At 70.9% G+C, this 12,592-nt stretch carries 13 protein-coding genes; 6 read left to right on the top strand and 7 right to left on the bottom strand.

Going from position 1 to position 12,592, the window contains the following annotated elements; genetic code table 11:
* The first annotated feature begins 39 nt into the window (after positions 1 to 39).
* Entirely contained in the window at positions 40 to 393 is a 354-nt protein-coding gene (locus AB0L71_RS21830; protein WP_365245405.1) for a hypothetical protein, read from the top strand.
* A gap of 18 nt (positions 394 to 411) precedes the next feature.
* Here AB0L71_RS21830 and lnt read toward each other — a convergent pair whose 3' ends face one another.
* The 3 genes from lnt to AB0L71_RS21845 all read right to left on the bottom strand — a co-directional run bounded on the left by lnt (position 412) and on the right by AB0L71_RS21845 (position 3,578).
* Positions 412 to 2,016, bottom strand: coding sequence for an apolipoprotein N-acyltransferase (gene lnt, locus AB0L71_RS21835; protein ID WP_365245718.1), 1,605 nt, complete (start codon positions 2,014 to 2,016; stop codon positions 412 to 414).
* A 138-nt stretch (positions 2,017 to 2,154) separates the two neighbouring features.
* Positions 2,155 to 2,655 (bottom strand): nuclear transport factor 2 family protein, encoded by a 501-nt coding sequence (locus AB0L71_RS21840; protein WP_365245408.1) that lies wholly within the window; start codon positions 2,653 to 2,655, stop codon positions 2,155 to 2,157.
* Positions 2,656 to 2,723: 68 nt separating this feature from the next.
* Positions 2,724 to 3,578 (bottom strand): universal stress protein, encoded by an 855-nt coding sequence (locus tag AB0L71_RS21845; protein ID WP_365245411.1) that lies wholly within the window; start codon positions 3,576 to 3,578, stop codon positions 2,724 to 2,726.
* A 360-nt stretch (positions 3,579 to 3,938) separates the two neighbouring features.
* Here AB0L71_RS21845 and AB0L71_RS21850 point away from each other — a divergent pair, with 360 nt between their 5' ends.
* Both AB0L71_RS21850 and AB0L71_RS21855 read left to right on the top strand, forming a co-directional pair.
* Positions 3,939 to 4,208 (top strand): hypothetical protein, encoded by a 270-nt coding sequence (locus tag AB0L71_RS21850; protein WP_365245414.1) that lies wholly within the window; start codon positions 3,939 to 3,941, stop codon positions 4,206 to 4,208.
* 120 nt (positions 4,209 to 4,328) lie between these two features.
* Positions 4,329 to 4,583, top strand: coding sequence for a LapA family protein (locus AB0L71_RS21855; protein WP_365245417.1), 255 nt, complete (start codon positions 4,329 to 4,331; stop codon positions 4,581 to 4,583).
* A gap of 216 nt (positions 4,584 to 4,799) precedes the next feature.
* Here AB0L71_RS21855 and AB0L71_RS21860 read toward each other — a convergent pair whose 3' ends face one another.
* Together AB0L71_RS21860 and AB0L71_RS21865 are read right to left on the bottom strand one after the other, a co-directional pair.
* A complete protein-coding gene (locus AB0L71_RS21860) occupies positions 4,800 to 5,672 on the bottom strand; it encodes an undecaprenyl-diphosphate phosphatase (protein ID WP_365245420.1) in 873 nt (290 codons plus the stop codon).
* Between the two features lie 213 nt (positions 5,673 to 5,885).
* A complete protein-coding gene (locus tag AB0L71_RS21865; protein WP_365245423.1) occupies positions 5,886 to 6,599 on the bottom strand; it encodes a TVP38/TMEM64 family protein in 714 nt (237 codons plus the stop codon).
* Between the two features lie 431 nt (positions 6,600 to 7,030).
* Between AB0L71_RS21865 and tuf the strand changes: the two genes are divergently transcribed.
* On the top strand, positions 7,031 to 8,200 hold the full coding sequence (gene tuf / locus AB0L71_RS21870; protein ID WP_365245426.1) for an elongation factor Tu: 1,170 nt from the start codon (positions 7,031 to 7,033) through the stop codon (positions 8,198 to 8,200).
* Between the two features lie 209 nt (positions 8,201 to 8,409).
* Positions 8,410 to 9,255 (top strand): fused MFS/spermidine synthase, encoded by an 846-nt coding sequence (locus AB0L71_RS21875; RefSeq protein ID WP_365245429.1) that lies wholly within the window; start codon positions 8,410 to 8,412, stop codon positions 9,253 to 9,255.
* Here the strand turns inward: AB0L71_RS21875 and AB0L71_RS21880 are convergent.
* Positions 9,217 to 10,515: an MFS transporter gene (locus tag AB0L71_RS21880; RefSeq protein ID WP_365245432.1), complete on the bottom strand. Its 1,299-nt coding sequence runs from the start codon at positions 10,513 to 10,515 to the stop codon at positions 9,217 to 9,219. The genes AB0L71_RS21875 and AB0L71_RS21880 overlap by 39 nt on opposite strands.
* Before the next feature lie 63 nt (positions 10,516 to 10,578).
* A complete protein-coding gene (locus tag AB0L71_RS21885; protein WP_365245435.1) occupies positions 10,579 to 11,688 on the bottom strand; it encodes a hypothetical protein in 1,110 nt (369 codons plus the stop codon).
* Between the two features lie 215 nt (positions 11,689 to 11,903).
* Between AB0L71_RS21885 and AB0L71_RS21890 the strand changes: the two genes are divergently transcribed.
* On the top strand, positions 11,904 to 12,563 hold the full coding sequence (locus tag AB0L71_RS21890) for a DedA family protein (RefSeq protein WP_365245438.1): 660 nt from the start codon (positions 11,904 to 11,906) through the stop codon (positions 12,561 to 12,563).
* Positions 12,564 to 12,592 lie beyond the last annotated feature (29 nt).

Below are 12,592 nucleotides of genomic sequence, written 5' to 3' on the forward strand. Positions count from 1 at the left end.
GGCTGGGGAGATGGACCGCCGGCCCACGGAGGTGACCGTATGAGGCCAAGGCCCCGCGACGAGCCACGGGGCTGGGGAGCACTCCAGCCGCCGCCCGGTTACTACACAGCCGACGGGCGACCGCCGGATGCCGCACAGCGTGGTCTGATCCTGGACTGGGCCGTCAACCAGCGGATCGCGAGCGGCTGGCGTGTGGAGTCACGCTCCGAGACACAGGTCGTCATGGTCCGGGGCCGGCCGGTGAGTCATGTGCTGCACGCCGTCCTGACCGTGTTCACCTGTTTCCTCTGGGGCGCCGTGTGGCTGGTGCTGACCGTGACGAACAAGATCGAGCGGGTCGCACTGACCGTCGACGCCCAGGGCCGCATCATCTCGGTGAACGGCCCCGGATGAGCTGCCCGGAGTGCGGGCTCACGGCCGCGGACCGGAGCCCGGCCAGCCGGTGGCGCGGCAGCGACCGGCGGAATCGGCGGACGCGGCGCCTGCCGGAGCCGATCCGACCCGGTCGCGCCGCCTGAACCACCGCACCCCCTCGATCAGGCAGTAGGCGGCCACCACCGCCGACGCCCCTTGGACGGGCCAGTCGCCCAGCCGTGTGTAGAGCGTCGTACCGGAGGTCAGGGGTACGTCGAACACCGCGGCCCCGCTCGCGTCCGTGCCGAGCGTGGTACCGATCCGCTCGCCCCGCGGGCCGTACACGGCACTCACTCCGGTGAGCGTCGCATGCACCACGGGGCGGCCGTTCTCGGCGGCCCGCAGTGCTCCGAGCGAGGCATGCTGCTCGGGAGCCCAGCTGTGCTGGAACGTCGCAGTCGACGACTGGACCACCAGCACCTGCGCACCGTCCCGTGTCAGCCTCCGGCTCATGTCCGGGAAAGCGGACTCGAAGCAGATCAACGGTCCGATACGCAGCCCCTTGCCCCCGACGGCGCCGGGCAGCCGCATCGTCACCGGATGGGTGCCCCGCAGCCGGTCCTCACCCGCCGCCTTGCCCACGGACGTGACCCATCCCAGTACCGAGCGGGCCGGGATGTACTCACCGAACGGCACCAGTCGCATCTTGTCGTAACGGTCACCGGTCAGACCGTGCGGACCCACCAGCACCGCAGATTTGAAGATTCCGGTCCGGCCCGAACCGCCGGTCTGCCGGGCGTCCATGTTGACGAGCACATCCGCACCCACCCGACGCGAGAGGGCCGCGATCCGGGCGGTCGTGCCCGGGTCCCGGGCGAGGTCCACACCGACACTGCTCTCGCCCCACACCACCAGGTCGAGGTCCCGGCCCTCCAGGGAACCGGTCAGCCGTTCACTGACGGCGAGTCTGTGCTCGACGCTGTCGGCACCGGCGACGACGCCGGGCTGCACGACGGCGATCCTGGCCAGGCCCGACTGCTCCGGCTGCGGCGCCCACTGGGCCATCGCCCCCACGGCGAGAGCGCACACCGCGATGCCGGCGACGGCGACCGTACGGGTGGTGACGGTCAGGAACAGCAGGGCTACGGCCGTGTTCACCGCGACCACGAGCAGGCTCACCAGCCACACCCCGCCGACGGATGCGACGCGGAGCGCCGGGGCCACCTCCCACTGGCTCGCCCCGAGCAGCCCCCAGGGACCGCCCAGCGCATCCCAGGAACGGACCAGCTCGATCATCAGCCAGCCGCACGGCACGACGACGAGCGCGGTCGCGGCCGCTGATGCGGACACCGGCGTGCGCAGGATCCGGAACACCAGCAGACCCCAGGGGGCCCACAGCAGGCCGAGCAGCGCCGCGAGGATCACGAGGAACACATGGAGACTCGGCAGCAGCCAGTGGTGCACGGCGAGCAGGTATCCCATCCCGCCCAGCCAGCCGTCGAGCGCCGCGCGCCGCCCCGTGCGGGCGGAGCGGATCAGCAGGAGCCACGGCACCAGACCGACAAGGGCCAGCCACCACAAGGACGGGGCCGGAAACGCGAGCGCGGGCAGGGCACCGGCCACCAGGGCTGCGCAGCCACGCCACCGAGCGGACCGGAGCATCGGTTCCCCCCGCTCGCGCCGACCGACCGGAATCCGCATGCGGCGCCTCCTCGTCCCGCTGCTCAGCAGTCTCCCCCCTGGTCGACCGTTCCGCAGTTCTTCCTCGGCCGGGGAGGCCAGAAGCGGCTGCGGTCGGACTCAGACGCGGGGCGGCCGGCGTGCCTGACCGCGCCACATCTCGTGCACGGTCATGGTGCGGATACGCCAGCTGCCGACCTCCGCCCGTGACAGCGTGAAGGTGTACCGCCCGCCGGAGAGGAAGTTCGGCACGACCGCCCCGGCCCGGCCACCGTCTCCGTCGCCTCCGATGCTGTCCAGCAGCATCGGGTTCACGTAGTCGGCCCGTACGTCGGCGCGGTCGCCCGGGTAGCCACCCAGGTCCTGGAGGGTGATCCGGCGGTTGAGGATCAGATGCTGGCGTACGGGGAAGTACCGCAGGGTCTCCTCCAGCCACTGCGCGACCTCCGCCACCGGTCCTTCGACACCGCCCGGGCCGCGGTAGTCGGCGCGGCCGTCCGCGGTGAACAGGGCCCGGTAGTCCGCCCACGCCCCGTCGTCCACCGCATTCGCGTAGGCGGTGATCACTGCATCGATGGCCAGATGGTTCATGACGGTCGAGAGATCCACGCGCTGCGTCATCAGGTCAGTGTCCGCCCGCCGGCGTGAGAGGCCAAGAGGCGTGCACGCACGGCGGGCCGACCCGGCGTTCAGCAGGGCACCACGGCCACCGGCCCGAGCGCGTGGGTGAGTGTGGTCTGGGCGACGGGAGAGAGGCCGAGGCCAAGGGACTCGCCGCCCCTGCGTCGCCCGACCACGGTGAGAGCCGCGGTCTCCGAAGCCGTCACCAGGGCCCGTGCGGCGGGCCCTGTGACCGGTTCCCGGACGACCTCGACCTGGGGATACTTCTCCCGCCACCCGGCGGTGAGTTCGGCCAGGCTCCTGGTGGCCGCGCCCGCCGCAGCCTCCCGGTCGAAGACGGGGCCGCCGGACAGCATCGAGGAGAACATCGTCCAGCCGTGCACGACCCTGAGCCGTGCACCGGGCCGGGTGGCGGCCGTCGCGAAGGCGAACTCCAGCACCGGCTCACTGCTCTCGTCCGCGGCCACGCCCGCGACCACGTCCCCGCATTCCTCCGCCGCTTCCCCTTCTGACGCGCCGCTGCGGACGACCACGACGGGGCATACGGCCATCGAGGCGGTCGCCAGACTGTCGGAACCGAGCATCAGGGACCGGAATCCGCCCAGGCCACGCGAGCCGACGACCACCAGCGACGCGTCCCGGCTGAGCGAGGTGAGCGCGGCCGAGGGGTAGTCCAGCGGCGCAAGAGCCGACGGCCGAAGACCGGGGGTGATCTCGGAGACCCTGTGTACGGACCGGTCGAGCAGTTCCTGCGACTCGCGCTTCTGCGTCTCCGGGTCGGTTCGCCGGTCCGGCGTCCGGGCGTGCACGATCACCAGGGGAAGCGCCCGGCGAACGGCCTCATGGGCGGCCCAGTCGAGCGCCTCGAGACTGTGCGACGAACCGTCGACGGCCGCGATCACGGGAAGCTCGGTGGTGGTCATCATTTCCCTCCAGGTTCCAGCGGTACATGCCCCAGACTGGTACGCGCCCGCCGTGTACGGCAGGGACTTTCGGCCCTGCCGGCCCCGAAGGATCCGGGCCGCCGGGGCTGCCGTGCAGGTCAGGCTGGATGCCGTCGCACGCGTCGAGCCGGGGTGTGACACGTACGCTACGGCCCGACGGCAGAACCACACCGATGCCCGGCGTGGCGCGTGCGACGCGGCGGAAGTATCCGGTCCGGGCGCAGGGTCGGCCCGGCCCCGTGGCCGGACGGCCAAGGGCACCGGGAAGCGTCTGGCGCACCGGTGTGGGCCCGAAGACGCCTGCCCCCGACTGTCGGTGCCGGATGCGATCCTGCACCCATGGACGAGCAGATGCGGCAGCGGCGTGTGTACGGAGCCGACCACGACGACCCCGACCCCGGCCCCCAGCCGGGCCGCTCCTATCGGGAGCTGGTCGCCGGTCCGCTCGACGGACTGCTTCTCGACGTGACCGGCTGGACGGAGCTGGCACTGCGTGAGGGAGTGGCGCTGAGCACGGAGATCGGGCGCTTCGGCCCGGGTGGCCGGGCGGAGTACGGGCCCAGGGACGGCGACTTCGAGCGGTGGGACTGGCGCGGCGACACGCCCTGAGGTGTGCCGGTCGTGGCACGGTGCACGGGGGCGGTCGCCGGATGCCGGGAGCCCCGTGCAGCCGGGGAGGCCGACGGGACTGGCCAGGACTCATGGCTGTAATCGCCTGATACTGGACTCATGGCACAGAAGTCGTCTCTACCGCACGCCCCGCCGACTCTCTCCGTCAAGGGCCGGGACGTGCGGCTGCGCACGATCGGGATCGTGGTGCTGGCAGCCATTGTGGTCTGGTTCATCGCCGCAAACACCGAATCCGTCGGTATCCAGCTGTGGATCCCCACAGTCACCCTGCCGCTCTGGGCGGTCCTGACCGTGACCCTGCTGGTCGGAATGGTCATCGGTGGGCTTCTGGCCCACCGTCGCGCGAAGCGCTGAGCCGACGGGGAGTCCGGCTCGCGGCGCGGGTACGGCGAACGTCCTGCCGGCCCCCAACGGCACAGCCCGGCCCACTGCTGCCGGGGCGGCGTATTCCGGCCAGGGGGCCAGTGGGAGCTGTCATGTCGATCGGACGTGAACCGCCTCTGATTCCCGCCAGCGATCTCCACGCGAGGGAACGGGGCAGGTGTCGAAACGTGTCCCCGTCGGCCCCGTCTAACCCGCCGACTCGCCCGCGTGCGGGCTCAGCACCCCTGCCGCCACCAGCGCGAGCAGGAGCACCCCGAGAGCCACGCGGTAGATCACGAACGGCATGAAGCTCTTGGTCGTGATGAACTTCATGAACCAGGCGATCACGGCATAACCCACACCGAACGCGATCACCGTCGCGAAGATCGTCGGCCCCCACGACACATGCCCCTCACCCGCGTCCTTGAGTTCGAAGACACCCGAGGCGAGCACTGCCGGGATCGCGAGCAGGAAGGAGTAACGGGCGGCCGCCTCGCGCGTGTACCCCATCAGCAGACCGCCACTGATGGTGGCGCCGGAGCGGGAGACGCCCGGGACAAGGGCCATCGCCTGGCAGAAGCCGAAGATCAGGCCGTCCTTGACGCCGAGTTCCCGGAGCGTCTTGCGCTCCTTGGCGGCCCGGTGCCTGCCACCGGTCTCGTCGCGGGCGGCGAGACGGTCGGCGATGCCGAGGACGATGCCCATGACGATCAGGGTGGTGGCGATCAGGCGCAGATCGCGGAAGGGCCCCTCGATCTGGTCCTTGAGCGTGACCCCCAGGATGCCGATGGGGAGCGAGCCGATGATCACCAGCCAGCCCATCTGGGCGTCGTGGTCGCTGCGCATCGCGCGATCGGTCAGCGAACGGAACCAGGCCGAGACGATCCTGACGATGTCCTTGCGGAAGTAGAGGAGGACTGCCGCTTCCGTGCCGATCTGGGTGATGGCGGTGAACGCCGCACCCGGATCGTGCCAGCCGGCGAATGCCGCGGTGAGCCGCAGATGCGCACTGGAGGAGATCGGCAGGAACTCGGTCAGTCCCTGAACGAGGCCCAGGACGAACGATTCGAACCAGTTCATGGGGCTTTGGCCATCCTGGAGGTGATCGTGCATCGGCCGTCGGCAAGGAGGGCCGGCGGCCACGTACGCATAGCGGTCAAATAAGAACAGGCCCGTGCCGGGCCCGGAGATCTACGGTCGGTCTTGGGCAGGGTATCGCCCGCAGATGAACAGCGGCATGCGTACCCAGCGCCCCCACCGCTCCGGCGAGTGCCCGCCCCCGATCCCGCAGGATCACTGGCCGGTGAAGCGGTGACGCCTGAACCAGGCGACGACGGCCGCGCCGAGACCCGTCACCACGATGAAGCCCATGGCTGCCAGGAACGCGGGCGACATGGGCGACGACGCCTCGCTGCCCGCGACGACATACGCGGCGGTGTTCGGGACCGAGCCGAGCCCCGTCGCCACCAGGAACGGCGGACACCCCATGCGTGAGACCGCCGCGCAGTAGTTGGCCGCCGCGAAGGGCACACCGGGGAACAGCCGCAGCGCCAGCATCGAACGGAAACCGTGCCGGCTCAACTGACCGTCCGCCGCCTTGAGCCAGCGTCCACGCAGCAGCGTACGGAGCGCGTCCTGCCCGAGCACCCTGCCCAGCCCGAACGCGATGCCCGCGCCGAGCACCGTGCCCGTCATCGCGGCGGCCAGCCCCACCTGCGAGCCGAAGAGCGCACCGGCCGCCAGATTGAGCAGCGGCCGCGGTACGAAGGCAACGGTGCACACGCCGTACGCGACACCGAACAGCACGGCCGCGGCGGCCCCGTCGCTCAGACCACCGGGCCGGCCGGTGGTGAGGAGTCGTTGGGGATCGAGGAGCAGCATCGTCGCCGCGGCGGCCAGCAGCACGGCCACGAGCAGCGAGAACCGGGACCAGGGCGAGAGCAGCGCCCTGGTGAGGCGCACGGCGAGACCGTCGGCGGGCCGGGCGGCGGGGACGGGGGCGAGCATGCGGGGAGACTAGCCGAAGCCCGTGCGTGATCGCCGCACTGTGGGGCACGCATCACGCGACCGGCGGCGCCCCGCCGAACGTCCCGCCGACCGGGCGTTCCCGATGCCGGAGCGGAACCCGAACTCCCTGTACCGGCCCGCGGTGTCCGCCGGAAAACCATTCGACGCGGCCCTGCCGGTCAGCCATCATCGGACCCATGTTCCGGTACTCCTTCCTCGCAGCGCTGTCCGCAGTCGCGGATGCGCCGAAGGCTGCCGTGAACCCTGTCTGCGCATCGGCACGTGTCGCAGCAGCGGCGTTCACCGCTGCTGTCGCGCCCCTCGGCGGCGCCCGAAGCTGACCCTCCCCCGACAGTCCGGCGGACCCCGCAAGGGGAGGGTCGGCAGGGCCCCGGGGTCTTCTCCCAGCTTCGAGTTCCAAGGAATGAGCCATGCCCAAGACGGCATACGTACGCACCAAACCGCACCTCAACATCGGCACCATGGGCCACGTCGACCACGGCAAGACCACCCTCACCGCCGCCATCACCAAGGTCCTCAGCGACCGGGGAACCGGCACGTTCGTGCCGTTCGACCGGATCGACCGGGCGCCCGAGGAGAGCCGGCGCGGCATCACCATCAACATCGCGCACGTCGAGTACGAGACCGACACCCGTCACTACGCCCATGTCGACATGCCGGGACACGCCGACTACGTCAAGAACATGGTCACCGGTGCGGCCCAGCTCGACGGGGCGATCCTCGTCGTCTCCGCACTCGACGGGATCATGCCGCAGACCTCCGAGCACGTCCTGCTCGCCCGCCAGGTCGGGGTCGACCACATCGTCGTCGCCCTCAACAAGGCGGACGCGGGTGACCCCGAGCTGACCGACCTGGTCGAGCTGGAGGTCCGGGAGCTGCTCTCCGCGCACGGCTACGGCGGTGACGCCGTGCCCGTCGTCAGGGTGTCGGGTCTGAAGGCCCTGGAGGGCGACCCGCGGTGGACCGCGGCCGTCGAGGCGCTGCTCGACGCCGTCGACACCTACGTACCGATGCCGGTCCGCTACACCGACGCGCCGTTCCTGCTGCCGGTGGAGAACGTCCTGACCATCACCGGACGGGGCACCGTCGTCACCGGAGCCGTCGAGCGAGGCACCGTCCGGGTCGGCGACCGCGTGTCGGTGCTGGGACCGGACATCGAGACGGTCGTCACCGGACTGGAGACCTTCGGCAAACCGATGGACTCCGCACAGGCCGGTGACAACGTCGCCCTGCTGCTGCGCGGGGTGGAGCGCGACCTGGTGCGCCGCGGCCATGTGGTCGCGGCGCCCGGCAGCGTCACCCCGAGCCGTCGCTTCACCGCGCAGGTGTACGTGCTGTCGGCTCGGGAGGGCGGCCGGTCCACCCCGGTCACCACCGGCTACCGGCCCCAGTTCTACATCCGCACCGCGGACGTCGTCGGCGACATCGACCTCGGCGCGGTGGCCGTGGCGCGCCCCGGTGACACGGTCGACCTGACCGTCGAACTGGGTCGTGACATCCCGTTGGAGGCCGGACTCGGCTTCGCGATCCGCGAGGGCGGCCGCACCGTCGGCGCCGGTACGGTCACCGGACTGCTCTGAGGACGCCGCACCGGGTCCGCCTTCCGCATCCCGCGGAGGCGGATCCGGTGCACGGGACCGGACTGACGGCATGACAGGAGGGATGGTCGTCGCAGCGTCACATACGGTCCGCAGGAACGGACTTCGCAACGGCCTCTCCGATGCGGCTGCGCCCGCCGAAGCCGTCACCCCGGTCGTGAGCAGGTGATCCGGCACCTCACAATGGGGGAGTGAACGAGCCGATACCCGTCATCCGGGACGTGGACCATGGCACCGCGAGACTCCTTCCCGACGTGGACCGGAACAGGGCCTGGCTGCTCACGGTCGACGGCGCGCCCCAGTCGTACGTGGACCTCGACGCACCCGAGCACCTCGAATTCGAGTACGCGCGACGGCTCGCCCATGTCCTGGACGCCGCCGCGGCACCGGGCGCGCCCCTGGACGTTCTCCACCTCGGCGGCGGCGCACTCACCCTGCCCCGTTACGTCGCCGCGACCAGGCCGGGCTCCCACCAGGACGTCGCCGAGGCCGACCTCGGGCTCCTCGCCCTCGTCGCCGAACACCTGCCCCTCCCGGACGGCAGCGGAATCACCGTGCACGGCACCGACGCCCGCAGCCGGCTGGAACAGACCCCGCCCGGCTCGGTCGACGTCCTGATCGCGGACGTCTTCGGCGGTTCGCGGGTGCCCGCCCACCTCACGACCGTCGAGTATGCCCAGGCTGCGCGCCGGGCCCTGCGCGTCGACGGGATCTACGCCGCCAATCTCGCGGACGGCGCACCCTTCGGCTTCCTCGGATCCCAACTGGCCACCTTCGCAGCGGTCTTCGAGGAACTCGCCCTGATCGCCGAACCGGCGGTGCTACGGGGCCGGCGCTTCGGCAATGTCGTCCTCGTCGCGTCCCGGAGCCCCATTGACACGGTGACGTTGACCCGCCGCTGCGCCGCCGACGCCTTCCCCGCCAGGGTGGAGCAGAGGCCCGTACTGGACCGGCTCGTCAAGGCCGCCCGGCCGGTGAGGGACGGTGAGGCGGTGGCCTCACCCGAGCCGCCCGCCGGAGCCTTCGGCATCGGCTGAGACCGGCTCGTGCGTCGTGGTCGGCACCTGCCGGGTGACGACCGTGGCCCGGGTGAGCGTACGGACCTCGGGTACGAACAGCACCGCGCCGGTGACCAGGACGATCAGCCCCGCGCAGCTCCACAGGGCCGTGCTGCGCCCGACCATCGCCTCCACCGGACCGGCGAGCGCGGTGGCGGCCGGCGTCATCGCCACCGAGCCGAACCAGTCGTACGCCGAGAGGCGGGACAGCTTCTCCTCCGGGATCTCCTGATGCATGGCCGTCATCCACGAGACCCCGAACACCTCGATGCCGACGCCGCTGACGAACATCACCAGGCACAGCGCGGCCACCGGCAACGGAACGGCGAGTCCCGCCGAGGGCAGGGCGAGCGGGAAGACGCAGAGCGTCCCGGCCAGCAACAGACGCCGGGGCTTCCACCGCGTCATCAGGAGTGCCCCGCCCAGTGTGCCGACTCCGAACGCGGCGAGCGCGAAGCCCCAGGGGCGGGCGCCGCCGAGATGGTCCCGGGCGACCAGCGGTCCGTACACCGACTCGGCTGCCGCCGCCGCGGCGACCACCACGGAGAACTGCGCCACGATGCTCCACAGCCACGGACGGCCGATGAAATCCCGCCAGCCTTCCCGGAGATCGACGAGCAGACCGCCTCCGGGCGCGCGCGGCGGAATGTGACTGACGTCCAGGAAAGCACGCAGCGCACCCGCCACCGCAAAGGCCGCGGCATCGACGGCCAGCACCCAGCCGGGGTCCATCGCCGCGATCATGGCACCCCCGAGTGCCGCACCGCCGATCACGGCGCTCTGCGTGGACATCCGGAAGAGCGCGAAGGCGCGGCTCGCCTGCTCCCGGCCGACGCTCGACAACAGCATGCCTTCGGCAGCCGGACCGAAGAACGCCTGGCCGGTCCCGCACAGGGCGGTGAGCAGCATCATCTGCCACAGCTGCGGATCACCGGCCAGCACCAGCCAGGCGAAGACGGCCTGGGAGAGGCAGTTGAGCGTGTTCGCCGCGACCATCACCCGGTGCCGCGGCAGCCGATCCGCGACCGCCCCGCCGATCAGGAGGAAGAGCACCAGGGGTGCCGTCCTGGCGGCGGCCACCAGACCGATGTCGCCGCCGTCGCCGCCGGACTGCAGAACCGCGAACGCCGCCGCGATCAGTGCGCCCTGGGTACCGAGACCCGTGATGATCGCGGCGGCGGTCAGCAGACGGTAGTTGCGGCCGGGCAGGTTCGCCGGCGAGACGGGGGTGTCAGTCACCAACGGACTATCGCCGCCGTGGCCCCGGCCTGCCAACTCCTTTTCGCATGCCCGCGGAGGAGATCAGGAGGACGAGTCGACGTCCACCAGCCGGACGGTGCTCAGGATCTTCTGGATGGTCGCGTCAGGGAGTTCGTCCTTGACGTTGTCGGCCGCGTACAGGATCCAGGACGCGAACTCGTCCTTCTTGTTCTTGAAGGTGAAGGCGATCGTCTTGCCGTCGCTGTCGCACTTCTTCCGCTTGGTGACATTCGGGGCGGTGGCGGTGACGACCTGGCCGGTGAGGCCCGACGTGGTGGTGTACTGCTTCGCCTCGGTGAACTTGATGATGCTCTGCGGCATGTGCTGCGCATAGGCGGCCCAGGCCCAGGTGCCTGCCTCGCTGTGGGCGTTCTTGGCCGCGTCGGTGGCGGCCGAGGCGCCCCTGGTGCCGGCACTGGCGAGGCTCGTGGTCTCCTCGGTGCCGTCCTTGTCGGAGTCGTCCACACACCACTTCTTCTGGAAGTACGACGGGGCGGAGAATCCGATGAGGGGCGATCCGTCACCCTTCTTCTCGTCCTCGAAGTACGAGAGGGTGCCGGGAGTGCCCACCTCCCAGTCCCCGGGTACGTCGAACTGCGTGCCCCACTTGGGGTTGGTGACGACCTTCCAGCCCGCGATCAGGGGCTTGGCGTCTCCGTCGGTGCCGCGCGGGTTGGCCTCGGTCGAGGACTCGGACGGCGTGGCGGGCGCCGAGGAGTTCTTGCCGTCGGCGACGTCCTTGCCGTTGTCGTCCTTGTTGTTCATCACGACGACGCCGGTGACCACGGCAGCCACGACGACGGCGGTGGCCGCGACGATCGCGACGGCGGTCGTCTTCTTCTTGTTGCCGCCGGGCTGCGGAGCACCGGGCGGACCGGGGACCGCGTACTGCGGCACGGTGGGCTGCTGGTACGGGTTCGGCTGCGGGTAACCAGGCTGTTGGCCCTGCTGCGGGTAACCAGGCTGCTGGCCCTGCTGCGGGTACCCGGGCTGCTGGCCCTGCTGCGGATACCCCTGCTGCGGATATCCGGGCTGCTGGTATCCCGGCTGCTGGTAGGGATTCGGCTGCTGGTATCCCGGCTGCTGATACGGGTTCTGGTTCTGGTCCTGCGGGTTCTGCTCGCCCCCGGGCGGCTGCTGTCCTGGCCACATGGCGAGTAACCATAGAGGTGCGGGAGACGGTCCGCATCGCCGCCCCCGTGAGCGGACGGTGGAGGAGCGGCCGACGGGGCATGGGGGCTTCCGGGGCCGAGAACGCGCGGGGGCTCTGCGCGCTGTTCGGCCGATGGCGACCCAGGTAGCATTCCCGCGGTGCGCCGGGGGGTTTGGAGGCGGGCCATGGGACATCAGTACGGGAGGAACCGGCGTTGCACATCCAGGAATGGCTGGAGAACGTCCCCGCTGTCAGCGTGTACGTCCTGGTGGGTGTCGTCATCGGGCTCGAAAGCCTGGGGATTCCGCTTCCGGGCGAGATCGTCCTGGTCAGCGCCGCTCTGCTGGCCGCCGGGCACGAGGGCATCAACCCCTGGATCCTCGGCGCCTGCGCCTCGGCGGGTGCGGTCGTCGGTGACTCGATCGGATACGCCATCGGCCGCAAGGGCGGGCGTCCGCTTCTTGCCTGGCTCGGCGGGAAGTTCCCCAAGCACTTCGGCGAGAGCCAGATCGGTACGGCGGAACGGTCGTTCCAGAAGTGGGGTGTGTGGGCGGTGTTCTTCGGCCGCTTCGTCGCACTGCTCCGGATCTTCGCCGGACCCCTGGCCGGCGTCCTGCACATGCCGTACTGGAAGTTCCTCATCGCCAATGTGCTCGGCGGCATCGTCTGGGCCGGCGGCACCACGGCCGTCGTCTACTCGGTGGGGATCGTCGCCGAGGACTGGCTCAAGCGGTTCTCCTACCTCGGCCTGGCGGCCGCGGTACTGCTCGGGGTGACTTCGATGCTGGTGCTGAAGAGCCGGGCCAGGAAGGCGACGCCCCAGGGAGCGCTGGTCGGCGCACCCGACGCGGCGACCCTGCCGGTGGCGGACTGACCCCTCGTGACACCGTGTGCGACCGGCGG

Origin of the sequence: Streptomyces sp. NPDC052052 (assembly GCF_040680455.1) — a bacterium.
In the GTDB taxonomy this organism is placed as follows: Bacteria; Actinomycetota; Actinomycetes; order Streptomycetales; family Streptomycetaceae; genus Streptomyces.